Origin of the sequence: Rhizobium sp. 2MFCol3.1 (assembly GCF_000377565.1) — a bacterium.
Taxonomy (GTDB): domain Bacteria; phylum Pseudomonadota; class Alphaproteobacteria; order Rhizobiales; family Rhizobiaceae; genus Rhizobium.
In genome coordinates, this window is sequence record NZ_KB898374.1 from 15,374 (window position 1) to 32,617 (window position 17,244).

A 17,244-nucleotide genomic window follows, 5' to 3' on the forward strand; every position below is an offset into this window, starting at 1 on the left:
GTATCAGATGATGTAGGCCTTCAGCGGCTCAAAGCCGTTGAACGCGACCGCCGAGTAGGTGGTCGTGTAGGCGCCGGTGCCTTCGATCAGGATCTCGTCGCCGATCGAAAGAGTGAGCGGCAGCGGGTAGAGGTTCTTCTCGTAAAGCACGTCGGCGGAATCGCAGGTCGGGCCGGCGATGACGCAGGGCTCCATTTCGTCGCCGTCACGCTCGGTGCGGATCGGGTAACGAATGGCTTCGTCCATGGTTTCGGCCAGACCGCCGAACTTGCCGATGTCGAGGAACACCCAGCGAGCGGCGTCGTTGTCCGACTTCTTCGAGATCAGCACGACTTCCGTCTTGATCACGCCGGCGTTGCCGACCATGCCGCGGCCCGGCTCGATGATCGTCTTCGGCAGGTTGTTGCCGAAGTGGTCACGAAGGCTCTGGTAGATCGCACGACCGTAAGCTTCAGCCGACGGAACGTCGCGCAGGTACTTGGTCGGGAAGCCGCCGCCCATGTTGACCATCTGCAGGTGGATACCCTGCTTGGCCAGCTGAACGAAGACGCGCTTGGCATCGGCAAGAGCCGAATCCCAGGCATCGACCTTGGTCATCTGCGAACCGACGTGGAACGACACGCCGTAGGATTCGAGGCCGAGCTGATGCGCGTAGACGAGAACGTCGACGGCCATCTGCGGCACGCAGCCGAACTTGCGCGACAGCGGCCATTCGGCGCCTTCGCCATCGGTCAGAACACGGCAGAACACGCGGGCGCCGGGAGCGGCACGCGCGATCTTCTCGACTTCCTCGTGGCTGTCGACTGCAAAGAGGCTGACGCCGAGCGCATGCGCACGGGCAACGTCGCGTTCCTTCTTGATCGTGTTGCCGTAGGAGATACGGGCAGCGGTCGCACCGGCGTTGAGCGCCATTTCGATTTCAGCGACGGACGCGCAATCGAAGTTGGAGCCCATGTCGGCGAGCAGCTTCAGGACTTCTGGAGCCGGGTTTGCCTTGACGGCGTAGTAGATGGCGCTGTCAGGCATGGCGTGACGGAAAGCGGAGAAATTGTCGCGCACGACGTCGAGGTCGACCACAAGGCAGGGACCGTCGGGACGTCGGGTTGCGAGAAAGTCGCGGATGCGCTGAGTGGTCATATCGATTCCCTTTTCAATTCCAGAGCTCCGGAAAAACCGGAGGACAAAGGGCAGCCGATCACTCGCATAGGAACCAGCCGGTGGAGACCCCGGAACCTTAGCAAGCGCTCGAATGCGCAAATGATGAATCAACGCCGCGAAAGCGACATGGATCCGGCTTTGTCTGCCATGGATTGGAGGGGGTTCCCTACCGCACTTCCGGCAATGAAGGTGTGCCTCTTCAGTAACCCCCGCTGATGGAAAGCAGGGAGAGAACAAAAAGGCCCGCACCGTCGTTGCTTCAGGCGTCCTCGCATTTTCCGGTTGGCCGGAATAGCGACTGGAGGGGTTAATTCCAGGTACCTTACCGATTTCCTCACCAATTCGAGGGTTCGGCGGACACCCATGGGCACGTGCGACTTTGGGCTGAGGTCGAGATAAGAATATTCGCGGTCATAATCAAGAGTTTTTTTGACCCTCGCCAAAAAACTTGGCCCATCGGGAAAATCAGCGAATCTTGCGGGCAGAAGCGTAACGCGTTACACTTTCGTGATCATCAAGGAGGATGGCGTGACGGCCGCCGCAGAACGAATGAAGGCATTGAGGGAACGCAGGAAGGCGAACCACTTGCGCGAGGTACGCATCGTGGCCCTCGACGCGCGCTCGCCGGAAGTTCGCAAGCAAATCGCCGAACAGGTGGCGGCTCTCAACAAGGACGAGGAACGAGAAATCCTCGACTGGACGGAAAAGGCTGCCGATCTGAGCGGCTGGACCTGGCCAGAATGAGGCGTGGCGACGTTGTTGTCGTTGCCATTCAAGGCGACTATGGGAAACCAAGACCGGCGGTCGTTGTGCAGACCGATGCCCTATCACAAGACTACCCCTCAGCCGTCGTCTGTCCGATCACTTCAACAATAATAGATTTGAAATTCCGGCCAGTTCTCGAAGCAAGCCAAGGAACGGGCTTGCGCATTCGCTCCCAAATCATGACAGACAAAATCATCGGAGTACCTCGCGAGAAGGTCGGCAAGATTATCGGACAGCTTGCCGAGAGCGAAATGCGGGAACTGGACGCCGCGCTTTCATTCCTCCTCGGACTAGTGGATTGACCCCTTACAATTGGATTCTTTTATCTCATGGACACCCTCACCCGCATCCGCGCCTTCATCGACGTCGTCGAAGCCGAGGGTTTTTCCGCTGCTGCCCGCAAGACCGGCCGGTCCAAGGCGCTGCTGTCGAAATATGTCCGCGAACTCGAGGATGAGCTCGGCGCGCTGCTCTTGAACCGCACCACCCGCCAGTTCTCGATGACCGAGGCCGGCCATACCTATTATCGCACGGCCTCCGACATCCTGAAGGAGATCGACAACCTTGCCGATCTCGTGCGCGAGAACAACGCGCAGCTGAAGGGCAAGCTGAAGATCTCGGTGCCGCGCACCTATGTCGACGCCGATGTCGGCCAGTCGCTGATCGATTTCGCCCGCGAGAACCCGGACCTGCAGCTGGAAATCTCCGCCGACGACCGTTTCGTCGACCTGATCGAGGAAGGCTTCGACGTCGCGATCCGCGTGACGAAGCTTGAGGATTCCGGCATGATCGCCCGCAAGATCTCGGATTTCCGCATTCATCTCTGCGCCACGCCTGAGTTTCTGGAGCGTCATCCGCAATTGCAGAACCCGGCCGATCTCTCCAACGTGCCCTTCATCATCGACACCAACTCGCGCAGCCAGGGCAGCATCCGCTTCCAGAACCCCGACGGCACCTCGTTTGCCGTTGCCGTCTCCGGCCCGATCGAGGTCAACAGCCCGCATGCGACGCTGCGCGCAGCACTGTCAGGCATAGGCATCGCCTTCATTCCCGATTTCATCGCCCGCAAGCCGATCGAGAGCGGCGAGCTGGTGACGCTGTTCAACGACTATATCGCCACTGATCGCGGTATCTACGCGGTCTATCCGCACCGCCGCTACCTGCCGGCCAAGGTGCGCATTTTCGTCGACTATCTTCACAATTGGTTCAAGAAGCACCCCTAAGCCGAACCCAAGGAAATCCGGTCCCAATTCGGTCCCATTTTCCGGCAAGATCGCAGCAACTGATTTGGGCCGCCCCACCCGGATTTATCGCCTTTCCGGCAACCGAACTTGGCCCGAACTCTAGAGATGAAGTTAGCGGACGCATGAAGATATCGACTTTCCTGACGGCCGGCTTTCTGACGCTCGTGCCCGCCGCAGCCTTCGCGCATCCGCATATCTTCGTGGAGGCCCGCCTCGAGGTGGTCGCGGGAGATGACGGCAATATCGCTGAGTTCCGCAACGTCTGGCGCTTCGACGAGGTCTTCACCTCCTCGGTTGTCATGGATTTCGACAAGAACACCGATTTGAAGCTGGAGCCGAACGAGCTCGCCGAAGTCGGCAAGACGGTCCGCGATTCACTGGCCGACTATGATTACTACATGAACCTGACGATGAACGGGAAGAACATCACCGTTCAGAAGCCCGACATCATCCATGTCGATTACCGCGACGGCCAGCTCCTGATGTTCTTCGCCGTCAAGCCGGTCGAGAAGATGCCGCTCAAGGGCAACCTCACCTTCGGCGTCTACGATCCGACGCTCTACACCTCGATCGATTTTCCGACCGACAAGGAGATGATCCTCGTCGGCGACGCCTTCAAGGCCTGCAAGCACCAGGTGGTCAGGCCCGACGCCGACCAGGTTATCTCGCAGAACAAGCAATCGCTGACCGACGCCTTCTTCAACGATCCGACCGGCACCAACATGTCGAAGCTCTTCGCCACCAAGCTGGACGTCACATGCTGAGGCGCAAGCCCACGCTGCTGCTCTACGCCGCCGGCCTGCTGCTCGTGACCGGCTTTGCCGCCGCGCATGCGCAATCGCCGCTCGGCATCGGCACGGCGGAGCCGAGCTTCCAGCCCTCCGGCGGCCCTCTGGCGCCGCTGTTTCTCTACATCAATCACGAGCAGCAGGCCTTCTACCGCGCACTGACCAATGCGCTGAAGGCGATGCGCGAGGATCCATGGCAGCTCGGCACGCTGGTCGGCCTTTCGTTTGCCTATGGCGTCTTCCACGCCGCCGGCCCCGGCCACGGCAAGGCCGTCATCTCCTCCTACATGATCGCCAACGAGATCGAGCTGAAGCGCGGCGTCGCCATCTCCTTCGTCTCTGCCTTCGTCCAGGGAGTGGTGGCGATCCTGCTTGTCGGCGGCGCCTGGCTGGTGTTGCGCGGCTCGGGCATCACGCTCACCATGGCCACGCAGGCGATGGAGATTGCAAGCTTCGTCATGGTCATTCTCTTCGGCCTGTGGCTGTTGTTGCGCAAGCTGCGCACCATCATCCCGGCCTTCCAGCCAAGGCAGGAAGCACTGGCATCTGGCCCCGTCAGCATGATGCTCGACTGGCAGGACGCAGACCAGCGCGGCGAAAACAGCTCCTACGCCTTCGGCGAAACCCAGGCCGCCAAGGCCGGCCACAAGTTCATTTCAGGCATGGCCTGCGAGACCTGCGGCCAGTCGCACATGCCAGATCCCGCGATGCTCGGCGCGGAAAAGTTCAGCATCCGCGAGGCCTGGTCGGCGATCGTCGCCGTCGGCCTGCGCCCCTGCTCCGGCGCCCTACTGGTACTGACCTTCTCTTTGCTGAACGGCCTCTATCTTGGCGGCGTGCTCTCGGTCTTCGCCATGTCTCTCGGCACCGCCATCACAGTCGCCATCCTCGCCACCCTTGCCGTCACCGCCAAAGGCACCGCCATGCGGCTTGCCGGCCACGGCTCGCGCGTTTCGACCTGGGTGGGCAATGGCATCGAGCTCTTGGGCGCGCTGCTTGTCATCGTGATGGGTGCGCTGTTGCTCGGTGCATCGCTGCAGGGTGTGGGGTTTGGTGGGTAGGGTTGATTGGTGGTAGGTTGATTGGTGAGGGTGTGCCGTGAGGCCCCCTCATCCGCCTGCCGGCACCTTCTCCCCGCGGGGGAGAAGAGACTCGTAGCAGGCCGCTCGCTCCATCTTCCCTTCGCCCCAACGGGGAGAAGGTGGCCCGAAGGGTCGGATGAGGGGGCCGCGCGGCAGAACCTAAACCTAAACCCTCACCCACCCCGCCGACGCTGATACCGCGCCCGCAGCCAGAACACCGCAAAAAACGCCATCACCAGACAAACCCCGACGACAATCGCCAGCGTCGGCGAATAATTGCCGATCCACAGCACCACCGATGGCAGGAAATAGATGACCAGCCCGGCGCAGACGAGGATGATCGCGGCGGCAATCGCCGGCGAGCGGCGGTCGGATTTGGGGTCGGCCATGCGAAAATCTCCTGCGGGTGAGGAGAAGGGCTTAGGCCAGCCGCCGGCGAAAGGCAACTGGCCCTGATGGCAGGCTTGCCGATCGTCAAACGGCAAGCCTTATTCGGCTCAGGCCGTGACCTTGGCCGACGACACGGTCGCGTCAATATGGTCGAGCAGCGCGTCCGGCAGGCCGAGGCGGCCGGCGAGCAGGTCGAGATAGCCGCGTTCGGCGCGGGTATCGGGATTGATGGTCAGCCGTGTCGCGGTATAGAGCTCGACCTTCTGCTCCTCCGTGCGCGCGGCGGCCACGAGATCGTCGATATCGACGGGATTGGCGAGTTCGTTGCGCAGGAAGGCCTCGGCTTCCGAACCGAGATCGACTTCGCGCACCTTCTCCATGATGTTGGCGCGCTCGGCATCGTCGATATGACCGTCGGCCTTGGCAGCGGCGATCATCGCGCGGATCAGCGTCAGGGCGAAATCATTGGAGAGCTGCGGCCCTTCCAGGCTGAAGGCCGAATCCGGCGGCGGTAGCGCGATCGGCTGGCCGGTCGTGGCGGCAGGCTGTGGTGTGGCCTCCGGCGACTTGCCCGACTGGTAGTTCTTGTAGGCGAGATAACCGAGCCCCGCGACGGCTGCGAGCCCACCGATCGTCGCGACATTGCCGGCGATGTTGCGGCCGGTCTTGGTGCCGAGCACGGCGGTCGCAAGCGCCCCTGCCTTCCACGGATTGTTCTTGGCCATCTCGATCGCCCCGCCCGCCCGGTCGCGAACGCTGCCGCCGACACCTGGAATCTGCGATCCCAGAAACTGCTCAAGAAGCTTCTTCGCGTCGAACATACCTGATTGTCTCCCTTTTGATGATGTTGGGGAGATAGGAGCGGCGATGGGGGATTGCAAATAACGGGTGCGTTAGGGGGAGAACGCTTGGCCTGTAGCAGATGTGTTGGGCAAAGACCCCTTCCGGCCTGCCGGCCACCTTCCCCACAGGGGGGAAGGAGACTCGTGGCGGTGTCACGATCAAGCCCCTCCCCCTTGTGGGGAGGGGTTGGGGAGGGGTCTTCGCCACAAGCGAAAGCCCCCGGACAAGCCGTATCAGCCCTTCAGCGCAGCCGCCTCGGCGGCGAGCTTGGTGATGCCGGCCCAGTCGCCTGATGCGATCAGTTCCTTCGGCGCAACCCAGGAGCCGCCGACGCAGATGACGTTCGGCAGCGACAGGTAATCCATCGCGTTCTTCAGCGAGATGCCGCCGGTCGGGCAAAACAGCGTGCCAGCGAGTGGCGAGGAGAACGCCTTCAGCATGGCCGCGCCACCCGCCTGCTCGGCCGGGAAGAACTTTAGCACCTGATAGCCTTCTTCGCGCAGCGCCATGACTTCGCTGGCGGTCGCGGCGCCCGGCAGAAGCGGCACGGAGGAATCACGGGCCGCGTCGAGCAGCTCCTGCGTGGTGCCCGGGCTGACGATGAACTTGGAGCCGGCGGCAACCGCGGCTTCCCAATGCTTGGCGTTGAGAATGGTGCCGGCACCGACCTCGGCACCCTCGACTTCGTCGGCCACGGCGCGAACCGTGTCGAGCGCTGCAGGCGTGCGCATGGTGATTTCGATCGCCTTCAGACCGCCCGCGACCAGCGCACGCGCCAGCGAAACGCCCGACTTGACGTCGTCGACGATCAGAACAGGCACGACGGGCTGCAGTTTCAGGATGGAAAGGAGTTTCTCTGTCTTTTCGCCCATGGCCGTGGTTCCTTTGAAACGATTTAATTCCGGCAACGGAATAGACCTACCGCTAAAGTTTGTCGAGACCGCAACCATCTTTGGAGCGGAATGGGTATCAACCTCAGCCAATTTGCGCTAGCGTACCCGCCGTCGTCAAAGAGGTTCATCGGTCATGGCAAAAGAGATCGAGCGGAAGTTCCTGGTACGCAGCGATGGCTGGCGCTCCGGCGCGGAGGCGAAATCTGTCCTCAGACAGGGCTATATCGCGTCGATGGACGATCGCTCGGTACGTGTGCGCATCATCGACAGGAAGAGCGCGCGGCTGACCACCAAGATCGGCCGCAGCAAGATGACGCGCGACGAATTCGAATACGAAATCCCGGTTACCGACGCCGAAGAGCTGCTCGATGCGGCGATCGGCATCGTCATCGAAAAGACCCGCTACCGCGTGCCCTATGAGGGCTACGTATGGGAGGTCGACGTTTTCGCCGGCCAGCACCGCGGCCTCGTCATCGCCGAGGTCGAGATGGGGTCGGAAGCCGAACGGCCGGCGCTTCCCGCCTGGCTCGGCCGCGAGGTCACCGGCGATTTCAGATACTCAAATCAGGCATTGGCAACCGAATTTGAGCACGACCGGCATGCCCTTCAGCATACGGCCTGACCGGTCCTTCAAATCACAGTTTCACAAGCTCGCGCGACGCCAGCTGCGCCATGCGATCGATGTGCTCGAAACGCGGCCTCAAGGCACCGACCACGCGATCCATGAGGCGCGCAAGCGGCTGAAGCGGGTGCGCTCGCTCTACCGCCTGGTCGCGAGCGCCGTGCCGAAATTTTCCGCCCGCGAGAACATCCGCCTGCGCGGCATCGCCCGCTCGCTGTCCTCTTTGCGCGATGCGGCCGCCCTCGTCGAAACCGCCACCTATCTGCACGAACGCGCCCGCGACAGCGACGAGGCCGAGGCGCTCGGCCGCATCGTCGTGGCACTCACCGCCCGGCGCGACCGGCTGATCGCCGCAAGGCGCGATCCCGAAAAGGTCGTCTCCGACACCATCTCGGCGCTGAAGCGGGCGATCGCGGCCGTTCAGGACGTCAACCTCAAGGGTGGCCACCGCAGGCACGGGCGGCTTCTGGCGCATGGATGGGACACCACGGTGCGCAAGGCGCGCAAGGCGCTCGCCGCCTGCGAAGGGCATGTCTCGGCCGAAGCCTTTCACACGCTGCGCAAGCGCACGCAGGATTACCGCGCCTATCACAAGCTGCTCAATCCACTCTGGCCGACCGCCATGAACGCGAAATACGACGCGGCGAGCACGCTGGTCGACCTGCTCGGGCGCATCAACGATCTTGAGCTGCTGTGCGAGCTGGTCGAGACCGAGCATCACCACTTCGAGAATGCCGACGACCTCGCGCACCTGCTCTACGCCATCATCTTCCATCAGCAGCAGGGTCGCCATGACGCGCTGGATCGCGCCGAGACCATCTTCGGCCCGGATGCGGATGACGAGGCGATGCGCATCGAGATGCTCTGGATCGCCTTTGGCGGCTGAATATCAGAGCCTTTCCTGGTTAGATTGAAGCATTCTGTTGGCTCAAACGGAGTCGGATGGTCGTTCGGCCGGCGCGCGTCGTAGCCAAAGCATACGGCCAAGCCGGCCGAACGATCAGGCGGCCCGTTTCAGCCAACCCGCAGGGCCGGGCATCTTTCCGCCAGGATCAAAGGCGATCGGCTCGACCGTACCCCGGGGTATGCCCTTCGCCAATCGCCTTTGCCCTGATGAAAACCTGCTCCGGCAGAATGCTTCAAGCTAACCAGGAAAGGCTCTCGCCGCAGCTGCGGGCGATTGCGCTTGGTCGCCGAAAGCTGTATTTCCAGCCGCATGACCGACACATCGACCCAACAGGCGACGAGCCCTTTCCTCGTCGCAGCCCTTTATCATTTCGTTTCCGTGCCGCACTTCGAAAGCCTGCGCGCGCCGCTGCAACAGCTGTGCGAGGATAATGGCGTCAAGGGCACGCTGCTGCTCGCCCATGAGGGCATCAACGGCACGATCGCCGGGCCGGATGCGGGGATCGCGACGGTGCTTGGCTATCTGCGCGCCATGCCGGAATTCGCCCGCCTCGAGCACAAGGAAAGCCGCGCGTCGAAAATGCCCTTCGTACGCATGAAGGTGAAGCTGAAGAAAGAGATCGTGACGATGGGCGTCGAGAACATCGACCCCAACAAGATCGTCGGCACCTATGTCGCGCCGCAGGATTGGAACGCGCTGATCTCCGATCCCGATACGATCGTCATCGACACCCGTAACGACTACGAGACCGCGATCGGCATCTTCAAGGGCGCCGTCGACCCCAACACCAAGACCTTCCGCGAGTTTCCGGACTGGGTGAAGAACAACACCGGTCTGCACAACAAGCCGAAGATCGCCATGTACTGCACCGGCGGCATACGCTGCGAGAAGGCCACCGCCTTCATGAAGGAGCAGGGCTTCGACGAGGTCTACCACCTCAAAGGCGGCATCCTGAAATATCTCGAGGAAGTGCCGCAGGAAGAGAGCCTCTGGGAAGGCGCCTGCTTCGTGTTCGACGAGCGCGTTTCGGTCGAGCACGGCTTGAAGGAGGGCGACCACAAGCTCTGCCACGCCTGCCGCAATCCGATCACCGCGGAAGAAATCACCTCGGAGAAATACGAGGAAGGCGTGTCCTGCAGCCATTGCTACGACAGCCGCACCGAGGAAGATCGGCTGCGCTACCGCCAGCGGCAGCTGCAGATCGCGCTGGCCAAGAAGCGCGGCCAGAAGCATATCGGTACCTGAGATCGTCCAAGGGGCGGTATAGGGACTTGATCAGGCGGCGCTGACGCGCCGTCCGCTGGTCTTGCGGGCGCGTGCTTCCATCAGCCGCTCGGTGATATCCTCGGCGGAGACGGGCTTGCTGAAGTAGAAGCCCTGCAGCGTATCGCAGCCGAACTGCGAGGCGATGTCGGCCTGCTCCGGCGTCTCGATGCCCTCGGCGGTCACGGGAATATCAAGCGAGCTCGCAAGCGCCACGGTCGCCTTAAGCATCTCGCGCTGGCTCTCGCTGTGCTCGATATCCATGATCAGCGAACGGTCGATCTTGATCCGGTCGAAGCCGAACTGGCGGAGATAACCGATCGACGAGAAGCCCGAGCCGAAGTCGTCGAGCGCGATCTTCACGCCGAGAGTCTTCAGCTGCTCGATCGCCTGGCGCGTCCGCTTCGGGTTCTGGATCATGTAACCCTCGGTCACCTCCAGCGTCACCCGCTTGGCCTCGATCTCCGTCTGGCGCAGCACGTAGCGCACATAATCGGTAAAGGCGGGGTTGCGGAACTGGCCGGGCGAAACGTTGACGGCGATCCTGAGCTCCGGCCACTGCTTGGCGGTCTCGCAGGCCTTGCGCAGCACGAACAGGCCGAGCGCCTCGATGAGACCACTGGTCTCCGCCACCGGGATGAACACATCGGGCGACACCGGCCCATGGCCCGGCCGGTTCCAGCGCACCAGGGCCTCGACACCGACCATCTCGTTGCTGTCGGCGCCGATCAGCGGCTGGTAGGCAAGCGTCAGGTCGCCGCCTTCGATCGCCTGGCGCAGATCGAGTTCCAGCGCGTTGCGCTCCTCGCGATCGGCATCCATGGCGGGATCGTAGAGCGTCATGCGCGCGCGGCCGGCTTCCTTGGCCTTATACATGGCAAGATCCGCGCGCCGCACCAGCTCCTCGCGATCGACACTGCCTGAAGGCGAAACCGCGATGCCAATGCTGGCGCCGATTACGACCACGCGGCGGCCGATTTCCAGCGGTTCGGCCAGGAAGTCGAGAATATGCTCGGAGAGCTGCAATGCAGCCGCATCCGCCTGCGGCGAGGCAAAGACGATGGCGAATTCGTCGCCGCCGATGCGGGCAAGCACGGCCCCCTCGGGGATAAGCACCTTCAGCCCGGCCGCGACCGCCCGGATCAACTGGTCGCCGGTGCCATGACCGTAGGAATCGTTGACCTCCTTGAAACCGTCGAGGTCGAGATAGAGAAGCTGGACATTATCCTGAGACTGCCTAGCGAGCGTCACCATCGCATCGACCGAGACGCGCAGGCCGTCGCGGTTCAGAAGTCCGCTCAGCCGGTCGCGCAGCGCATCCTCGCGCGCGATGATCTCCTCGCTCTTCAGCCTGCGCCCGGCCAGCCAGCCGATGATCAGCAGCACGACGAAGAACAGGCCGACAAGGCAGATCGCCCGCACCACCTGGCTGCGCACATCGGCATAGCCGACATCGCCAGGCGCCCGCGAGGTCCAGATCAGCTTGCCGAGCGACGCGCCAAGCGCATCCTCGATCGGCACGGAATAGGTGGCGGCACGGTCGGCGGGGACGAGCCGCAGTCCGCCGATGACATAGGTCTTGCCGATATCGTCGATCTTGGTGGCGTCGAGATGACGGATGAAGATGAGATAGCGATGCTTGCCGGGCGCGGCTGCGAGCGCACCGGACTTTTCGCGCACCAGCGCCACGCCGCCGACGGCAATTCCCGACTTCGTGCTGATGAAGCCGGAAGCCTCGGGAAGGTCCTGCGCGCCTGCGGCCTTAACCTTGTCGAACAGCGCCCAGAGCGCCGGCGAGAAGAAATCCTGCAAGCTGTCGGCCATCGGCTTGCCGTCGCGATAGACCATGATCGGCTTCTTGTCGTCGTCGATCACGATCGCCATGTCGAACAGCGCGCTGTTGACGGACATCTCGCCATAGTTCGACACGGTCCAGTCCATGCCATCGGTGGCATAGACATTGGTCGCGGCATCGTCCCATGCGGCATAGTCGTTTAGGGTGGCGCCGAGTTGGGCTACGAAATTCTGCAGCGCGCCGGAAACGGTCTCACGCGAGCGCTCGTCATCGAGCACATTGGATTTCTGCGCCACGTGATCCAGCGCGTTCAGCACCATCAGCGTCACGACGACGACAACAACGGCAAACGAAAACAGCACGCCGGCCACGGTTGTGTGGCGACCAGCTCCCAGAATCGCGCTTCGTTTGCTGAAGATCGACGACATGTATTCTCCCTGTGGGGGAATACTGCCGGGAAGCCTTCAAAAAACGGTTAAAACACGATTGAACGATTAAGCACTCTCGCATCTGCGGCACGAACGCAAGAGCGACAAAAATCCTTGTATTTCAATCGGATAAAATTATTCAACTCTACTTATAAAGCGCACCCTCACGAATGTGCGTGCAGAATTTTGCAAGCGCGTTCAAAATAACGCCGTCTCGCACGGCCGCATCGAGAACCGCCGCCTGCGCCGCATCGTCCTTCCCGAGCAGCCCTATCCGCAGATGCGCTTCCTCGACGATATCGAACGACATGGTCTTCAAGACCTCGGTCAACTGGCCCAGCGCGAAGTCGCCGCGATGCGATGCATGCGCGATCATCACAGGCTTGAACGGCACCTCGTCGCGCGACACCAGCCAGTCCAGCGCGTTCTTCAGCCCGCCCGGCAGACCATGCGCATATTCCGGACAGGCGACGATAACGCCATCGGCGGCGCGCATCTTCGCCCCCAGCCGCTCGACGATGTCAGGCGTGTTTTCGCCCTCGCGATCGGGACTGAAGATCGGCAGATCGCCGATGAGATCGCAGATCTCGATCGTCACGCCATCAGGCGCGTGATCGCGCAAGGTCGTGAGCAGCCGGCGATTGGTCGAGACCTTCCGCTGGCTGCCGCAGAGCGCATAGAGAAAGAGCGGCTTGGCTTCCATGCAACTGGTCTACGGCATCAGACGATTCGCCCCAACGAAAAAGCGGCCCGGCAAGGCCGGACCGCTTCATGTCGTATAAGGATAAGAGCAGCTCTTACCAGGACGCGATCAGCGCGCCCTTGAACTGTTCGTTGATGAACTTGCGGATGCTTTCGTCGTGGTAGGATTCGACCAGCGTCTTGGCCCACGGTGCGTCCTTGTCGGCGGTGCGGACGACGATCACGTTGGCGTAAGGCGACTTTTCGCTCTCGATGGCGATGGCGTCGGTCTTCGGGTGCAGGCCGGCTTCCATGGCGTAGTTGGTGTTGATGACGGCGGCATCGACGTCATCGAGCGAGCGCGGCAGCTGCGCGGCGTCGATTTCAGCGAAGTCGATCTTCTTCGGGTTGTCGATGATGTCGGCAACGGTGACCTTGACGCCAGGATTGTCCTTGAACTTGATCAGGCCCTTGGAGGCGAGAACGAGCAGCGCGCGGCCGCCATTGGTCGGGTCGTTCGGGATAGCGACGGTTGCGCCTTTCTTCAGTTCGTCGAGGCTCTTCACCTTCTTGGAATAGACGCCCATCGGGGTGGTGATCGTCGTGCCGATGCTGACGAGATCGAACTTGCGGTCGGCGATCTGGTTGTCGAGGTAGGGCTGGTGCTGGAACGAGTTGGCCTGGATATCGCCATCGTTAAGCGCCTGGTTCGGCACGACATAGTCGGAGAACTCGACGATCTCGATGTTGAGACCCTTGGTCTTGGCGATCTCGGCGACCTTTTCCATGATCTGCGCGTGCTCGCCCGGCGTGACGCCGACCTTGATGTCTTCGGCCAGTGCCGAACCGGCTGCGAAGGCAGCGAGCGCGGCTGCGATGATGAACTTCTTCATGGGTGTCTCCTGTGTTGAATTATGGTTGTTGTTAAAGCGTCAGTTTTTCCGGTTGCGCTTGTCAAAGCGGCGGGCAAGCCCGTCGCCGGCGCTCTGAACGAGCTGCACGAGAACGATCAGCACGATCACGACAATCACCATCATCTCGGGATTGAAGCGCTGGTAGCCGTAGCGGATGCCGAGATCGCCCAGCCCGCCGCCGCCGACGGCGCCGACCATGGCCGAGTAGCCGATCAGGCTGACAATGGTCATCGTCAGCGCCATCAGGATGCTCGGCCGCGCCTCCGGCAACAGCACCTTGAAGACGATCTGGAACGGCGTGGCGCCCATGGCGCGGGCAGCCTCGATAAGCCCCTTGTCGATCTCGCGGATGGCGGATTCGACCAGGCGGGCGAAGAAGGGAATGGTGGCAATGGTAAGCGGCACGATCGCCGCCCAGGTGCCAATCGACGTTCCCGTCAGAAGGCGCGTCAGCGGCACGATGGCGACGACGAGGATGATGAAGGGCGTCGAGCGCGCGGCGTTGACGACGAGCCCGAGCACGCGGTTGGTCTTCGGCGCCGGAAACAGCTCGCCCTTGCCCGAGGTGGCCAGGAACACGCCGATCGGCAGGCCGATGATCGAGCCGACGATACCGGCCACGAACACCATCTGCAGCGTCTGCATCAGCGCCTTGGAGAGGAGATTGTAGATCATATCAGGCGACATAACCGAGCACCTCCGTCTTGAGACCGGTTTCCGCATAGAAGCGGTCGGCACGCGCGATCACATCAGGATCGGCGGAATAGGAAACGACGAGCGAACCGAAGGGCTCGCCCCCGATCTCCTCGATCGCGCCGGCGAGAATGTTGACGTCGGAGCCGAGCTCCGCGACCAGCCGCCCGGTCAAGGGCTTGAAGGCGGTTTCGCCGAAGAACACCAGCCGCACCAGCGCCCGGTCGCCCGCTGATGGCTGCGCCTTGATGCCCGAACGCAGCCATTCCGGCAGCTTCAGCGCCGAGGCAAGCAGCGTGCGCGTCGTCTGGTGCTGCGGATTGGTGTAGACGTCGAAGGTGCGGCCGGCCTCGACGATCTTACCGGCGTCGATTACCGCGACGTGGCTGGCGATGGTCTTCACCACCTCCATCTCATGGGTGATGAGGAGAACGGTGAGCCCGAGTTCGGCATTGATCCGCTTCAGGAGTTCCAGGATCGACTGCGTCGTCTCCGGATCGAGCGCCGAGGTGGCTTCATCGGAAAGCAGCAGCTTCGGATCGGTCGCCAGCGCGCGAGCGATGCCGACACGCTGCTTCTGGCCGCCCGACAGCTCCGAGGGGTAATTGCCCGCCTTGTCGCCGAGACCGACGAGATCGAGCAGCGGCCCGACCTTGGCGCGGATCGTCTGCCTGTCGACACCCGCGATCTCCAGCGGCAGCGCCACATTGTCGAAGGCGGTGCGCGAGGAAAGCAGGTTGAAGTGCTGGAAGATCATGCCGACCTGGCGGCGCAGGCCGCGAAGCCCGTCTTCGCTGAGCGCGCCGACATCCACGCCATCGACGAGCACCTTGCCGGAGGTTGCCGTCTCCAGCCCGTTGACCATGCGGATCAGCGTCGACTTGCCGGCGCCGGAGCGGCCGATGATGCCGGTGATGGCGCCGCGCGCAACGGTGAGATCGACCTTTTCGACCGCGGTGAAGCCGCCCTCGCCCGATGGCCCGTAGCGCTTGCCGGCGCCTTCAAAGGCGACCATCGGGATCGCACCCGCGGACGCGCCCTGGGCAGCGTCTTGTTGGGCCTGGTGTTGGAGTGTCATTTCATGCTCACGTGTGTTGGTCTTCAAAAACTGGCGGTTCTATAACCGCTATCGCGCCGATTAGCCAATCGGGCGGCACATTCGAAGACAATCACGGGTGCGAGACATGGACGCGGCTTTCGTTGCGGGCGGGAAGGAAAGACGTTTCGCCTTTCCTGTTGCTGCAACTTATGCCGCCGGTGGTTGAAACCGGACAGGGATGTTTTTTTATTTGTGCGATGCGGCAGGAAAAAATCTACCTGCCGCATAGACAATTCCAACTGAGGCGATCAGGCGCTCTTGTGATTACCCCTGGGAAACTGCGCGGCGAGCTCCGAATACCACTTGCCGCTCGTCTTCACCGTGCGGACCTGCGTGTCGTAATCGACATGCACGAGCCCGAAGCGCATGCGATAGCCTTCCGCCCACTCGAAATTGTCCATCAGGCTCCAGGCGAAATAGCCGCGCATCGGATAGCCGTCCTTGATGAGATCGGCGACGACATCGAGGTGCTGGATATAGTAATCGAGCCGCATCCCGTCCTCGACCACGCCCGCTTCGATGCCGGTATTGTCGCAGGCGCCGTTCTCGGTGATGTAGCACTCCGGCAGATCGTAGCGGCGGTAGAGATCTTCCACCACATGCTTCAGCGCCGGCGCATAGACCTCCCAGCCGATATCGGTCTTGACGTCGCTGACGCGCGGCGCCTCGACCGTCCAGGGAAAATCGCCGGTCTTCTTGGGATCATCGGCAACGCGCAGCGGCGTGTAATAATTGAGCCCCCACCAGTCGAGCTTCTGGCTGATAACAGTAAGATCACCCTCCTCGACAACAGGCATGCGATCACCGAGCGCCTCCAGGAACTCCTGCGGATACTCGCCCTTGAAGACGGGATCGAAGAAGGCGCCGTTGTGGAACTGATGCGCCCGCTCGCCGGCGGCCTGGTCGGCGGCACTGTCGGAGCCCGGGATGACCGACATGGCGTTCAGCACCAGACCGACAGGCACGTTCGGCGCTTCCGAGCGGATCGCCTCGACGCCGAGGCCATGGGCGAGGTTCATGTAGTGCATGGCGTGAAGTGCCGCCTGCATGTTGCGCTCGCCCGGCGCGTGGATGCCGTAGAGGTGGCTGAGCCAGACGATGCACCACGGCTCGTTGAAGGTTGCGACGCTGTCGAGGCGATCGCCGAGCCGCGCCATCACTGTCTTGGCGTAGCGCTGATAGGCATAGGCCGTCGACCGCGCCGTCCAGCCGCCATCGCCGGCGAGCAGCAGCGGCAGATCCCAGTGATAGAGCGTCGCGAAGGTCTTGATCCCGCGTGCCTTGCAGCCATCGACGAGGCGATCGTAGAAATCGAGCCCCTTCTCGTTCACCGGCCCGGTGCCATCAGGAATGATGCGCGGCCAGGCGATGGAGAAGCGATAGGCCTCGACGCCGAGCGACTTGATGAGATCGAGATCCTCGTCGAGGCGATTATAGTGATCGCAGGCGACGTCGCCATTGTCGCGATTGAAGACCCGGCCCGGCATGTTGCAGAAGGCATCCCAGATCGACGGCTTGCGCCCATCGGCCTTCGAAGCGCCCTCGATCTGGAAAGCGGCCGTCGCCACGCCGAAGGTGAAATCGCCGGGAAAGCGGGCGGCCAGGGCCCTGGCATCAAGCGTTTTTGCATCAATCGTCAAACTGAAATCCTCCAAACTCGGCCGGTGGCTGCGTCGCGC

Annotated in this window: 18 protein-coding genes; 8 read left to right on the forward strand and 10 right to left on the reverse strand. The window is 62.3% G+C overall.

The window, feature by feature from the left end; all coding sequences use genetic code 11:
- Positions 1-3: 3 nt before the first annotated feature.
- A complete protein-coding gene (gene odc2, locus D460_RS0128080) occupies positions 4-1,137 on the reverse strand; it encodes an ornithine/lysine decarboxylase (RefSeq protein WP_018901943.1) in 1,134 nt (377 codons plus the stop codon).
- 450 nt (positions 1,138-1,587) lie between these two features.
- Here odc2 and D460_RS36960 point away from each other — a divergent pair, with 450 nt between their 5' ends.
- The 5 genes from D460_RS36960 to D460_RS0128105 all read left to right on the forward strand — a co-directional run bounded on the left by D460_RS36960 (position 1,588) and on the right by D460_RS0128105 (position 5,016).
- A complete protein-coding gene (locus D460_RS36960) occupies positions 1,588-1,902 on the forward strand; it encodes an antitoxin MazE-like protein (protein ID WP_245267826.1) in 315 nt (104 codons plus the stop codon).
- Complete coding sequence (locus D460_RS0128090) at positions 1,899-2,225, forward strand: type II toxin-antitoxin system PemK/MazF family toxin (RefSeq protein WP_018901945.1); 327 nt, start codon at positions 1,899-1,901, stop codon at positions 2,223-2,225. Before D460_RS36960 ends, D460_RS0128090 begins: the two co-directional genes overlap by 4 nt.
- Positions 2,226-2,252: 27 nt before the next feature.
- Positions 2,253-3,146, forward strand: coding sequence for a LysR family transcriptional regulator (locus D460_RS0128095; protein ID WP_018901946.1), 894 nt, complete (start codon positions 2,253-2,255; stop codon positions 3,144-3,146).
- 143 nt (positions 3,147-3,289) lie between these two features.
- Positions 3,290-3,931, forward strand: a complete 642-nt coding sequence (locus tag D460_RS0128100; protein ID WP_018901947.1) for a DUF1007 family protein — start codon at positions 3,290-3,292, stop codon at positions 3,929-3,931.
- Positions 3,925-5,016, forward strand: coding sequence for a nickel/cobalt transporter (locus tag D460_RS0128105; protein ID WP_018901948.1), 1,092 nt, complete (start codon positions 3,925-3,927; stop codon positions 5,014-5,016). The genes D460_RS0128100 and D460_RS0128105 overlap by 7 nt, the downstream gene beginning before the upstream one ends.
- Positions 5,017-5,210: 194 nt before the next feature.
- Here D460_RS0128105 and D460_RS0128110 read toward each other — a convergent pair whose 3' ends face one another.
- The 3 genes from D460_RS0128110 to D460_RS0128120 all read right to left on the reverse strand — a co-directional run bounded on the left by D460_RS0128110 (position 5,211) and on the right by D460_RS0128120 (position 7,142).
- Positions 5,211-5,426: a hypothetical protein gene (locus D460_RS0128110; protein ID WP_018901949.1), complete on the reverse strand. Its 216-nt coding sequence runs from the start codon at positions 5,424-5,426 to the stop codon at positions 5,211-5,213.
- A gap of 108 nt (positions 5,427-5,534) precedes the next feature.
- Complete coding sequence (locus D460_RS0128115) at positions 5,535-6,248, reverse strand: tellurite resistance TerB family protein (RefSeq protein WP_018901950.1); 714 nt, start codon at positions 6,246-6,248, stop codon at positions 5,535-5,537.
- A gap of 255 nt (positions 6,249-6,503) precedes the next feature.
- Complete coding sequence (locus D460_RS0128120) at positions 6,504-7,142, reverse strand: 2-dehydro-3-deoxy-phosphogluconate aldolase (RefSeq protein WP_018901951.1); 639 nt, start codon at positions 7,140-7,142, stop codon at positions 6,504-6,506.
- Between the two features lie 154 nt (positions 7,143-7,296).
- On the opposite strand from D460_RS0128120, the gene D460_RS0128125 reads away from it, so the two are divergent.
- From D460_RS0128125 to D460_RS0128135, 3 genes are all read left to right on the forward strand, one after another.
- A complete protein-coding gene (locus tag D460_RS0128125) occupies positions 7,297-7,785 on the forward strand; it encodes a CYTH domain-containing protein (protein ID WP_018901952.1) in 489 nt (162 codons plus the stop codon).
- Positions 7,763-8,671 carry a CHAD domain-containing protein gene (locus tag D460_RS0128130; protein WP_026283626.1) on the forward strand — a complete coding sequence of 303 codons (909 nt, stop codon included), beginning with the start codon at positions 7,763-7,765 and terminating at the stop codon, positions 8,669-8,671. Before D460_RS0128125 ends, D460_RS0128130 begins: the two co-directional genes overlap by 23 nt.
- A gap of 330 nt (positions 8,672-9,001) precedes the next feature.
- Positions 9,002-9,937: a rhodanese-related sulfurtransferase gene (locus D460_RS0128135; protein WP_026283627.1), complete on the forward strand. Its 936-nt coding sequence runs from the start codon at positions 9,002-9,004 to the stop codon at positions 9,935-9,937.
- Positions 9,938-9,967: 30 nt separating this feature from the next.
- Here D460_RS0128135 and D460_RS0128140 read toward each other — a convergent pair whose 3' ends face one another.
- The 6 genes from D460_RS0128140 to D460_RS0128165 all read right to left on the reverse strand — a co-directional run bounded on the left by D460_RS0128140 (position 9,968) and on the right by D460_RS0128165 (position 17,199).
- Positions 9,968-12,178 carry an EAL domain-containing protein gene (locus D460_RS0128140; protein ID WP_018901955.1) on the reverse strand — a complete coding sequence of 737 codons (2,211 nt, stop codon included), beginning with the start codon at positions 12,176-12,178 and terminating at the stop codon, positions 9,968-9,970.
- A gap of 145 nt (positions 12,179-12,323) precedes the next feature.
- Positions 12,324-12,881, reverse strand: coding sequence for an NADPH-dependent FMN reductase (locus D460_RS0128145; protein WP_018901956.1), 558 nt, complete (start codon positions 12,879-12,881; stop codon positions 12,324-12,326).
- A 94-nt stretch (positions 12,882-12,975) separates the two neighbouring features.
- Positions 12,976-13,752, reverse strand: coding sequence for a MetQ/NlpA family ABC transporter substrate-binding protein (locus tag D460_RS0128150; protein ID WP_018901957.1), 777 nt, complete (start codon positions 13,750-13,752; stop codon positions 12,976-12,978).
- A gap of 39 nt (positions 13,753-13,791) precedes the next feature.
- Positions 13,792-14,460, reverse strand: coding sequence for a methionine ABC transporter permease (locus tag D460_RS0128155; RefSeq protein ID WP_018901958.1), 669 nt, complete (start codon positions 14,458-14,460; stop codon positions 13,792-13,794).
- Positions 14,450-15,481, reverse strand: a complete 1,032-nt coding sequence (locus tag D460_RS0128160; protein ID WP_018901959.1) for a methionine ABC transporter ATP-binding protein — start codon at positions 15,479-15,481, stop codon at positions 14,450-14,452. The genes D460_RS0128155 and D460_RS0128160 overlap by 11 nt, the downstream gene beginning before the upstream one ends.
- Before the next feature lie 332 nt (positions 15,482-15,813).
- The gene (locus D460_RS0128165; protein ID WP_037112280.1) at positions 15,814-17,199 is read right to left on the reverse strand and encodes a GH1 family beta-glucosidase; all 1,386 of its coding nucleotides are present in this window, start codon (positions 17,197-17,199) and stop codon (positions 15,814-15,816) included.
- Between the last annotated feature and the right edge of the window lie 45 nt (positions 17,200-17,244).

Coding starts and splice junctions, on each gene's coding strand:
- D460_RS0128105 (WP_018901948.1), top strand. CDS start 3,925: ATGCTGAGGCGCAAGCCCACGCTGCTGCTCTACGCCGCCGGCCTGCTG.
- D460_RS0128145 (WP_018901956.1), bottom strand. CDS start 12,881: ATGGAAGCCAAGCCGCTCTTTCTCTATGCGCTCTGCGGCAGCCAGCGG.
- D460_RS0128125 (WP_018901952.1), top strand. CDS start 7,297: ATGGCAAAAGAGATCGAGCGGAAGTTCCTGGTACGCAGCGATGGCTGG.
- D460_RS0128100 (WP_018901947.1), top strand. CDS start 3,290: ATGAAGATATCGACTTTCCTGACGGCCGGCTTTCTGACGCTCGTGCCC.
- D460_RS0128115 (WP_018901950.1), bottom strand. CDS start 6,248: ATGTTCGACGCGAAGAAGCTTCTTGAGCAGTTTCTGGGATCGCAGATT.
- D460_RS0128140 (WP_018901955.1), bottom strand. CDS start 12,178: ATGTCGTCGATCTTCAGCAAACGAAGCGCGATTCTGGGAGCTGGTCGC.
- odc2 (WP_018901943.1), bottom strand. CDS start 1,137: ATGACCACTCAGCGCATCCGCGACTTTCTCGCAACCCGACGTCCCGAC.
- D460_RS0128090 (WP_018901945.1), top strand. CDS start 1,899: ATGAGGCGTGGCGACGTTGTTGTCGTTGCCATTCAAGGCGACTATGGG.
- D460_RS0128110 (WP_018901949.1), bottom strand. CDS start 5,426: ATGGCCGACCCCAAATCCGACCGCCGCTCGCCGGCGATTGCCGCCGCG.
- D460_RS0128130 (WP_026283626.1), top strand. CDS start 7,763: ATGCCCTTCAGCATACGGCCTGACCGGTCCTTCAAATCACAGTTTCAC.
- D460_RS0128095 (WP_018901946.1), top strand. CDS start 2,253: ATGGACACCCTCACCCGCATCCGCGCCTTCATCGACGTCGTCGAAGCC.
- D460_RS0128160 (WP_018901959.1), bottom strand. CDS start 15,481: ATGGTCGCCTTTGAAGGCGCCGGCAAGCGCTACGGGCCATCGGGCGAG.
- D460_RS0128120 (WP_018901951.1), bottom strand. CDS start 7,142: ATGGGCGAAAAGACAGAGAAACTCCTTTCCATCCTGAAACTGCAGCCC.
- D460_RS0128155 (WP_018901958.1), bottom strand. CDS start 14,460: ATGTCGCCTGATATGATCTACAATCTCCTCTCCAAGGCGCTGATGCAG.
- D460_RS0128150 (WP_018901957.1), bottom strand. CDS start 13,752: ATGAAGAAGTTCATCATCGCAGCCGCGCTCGCTGCCTTCGCAGCCGGT.
- D460_RS0128135 (WP_026283627.1), top strand. CDS start 9,002: ATGACCGACACATCGACCCAACAGGCGACGAGCCCTTTCCTCGTCGCA.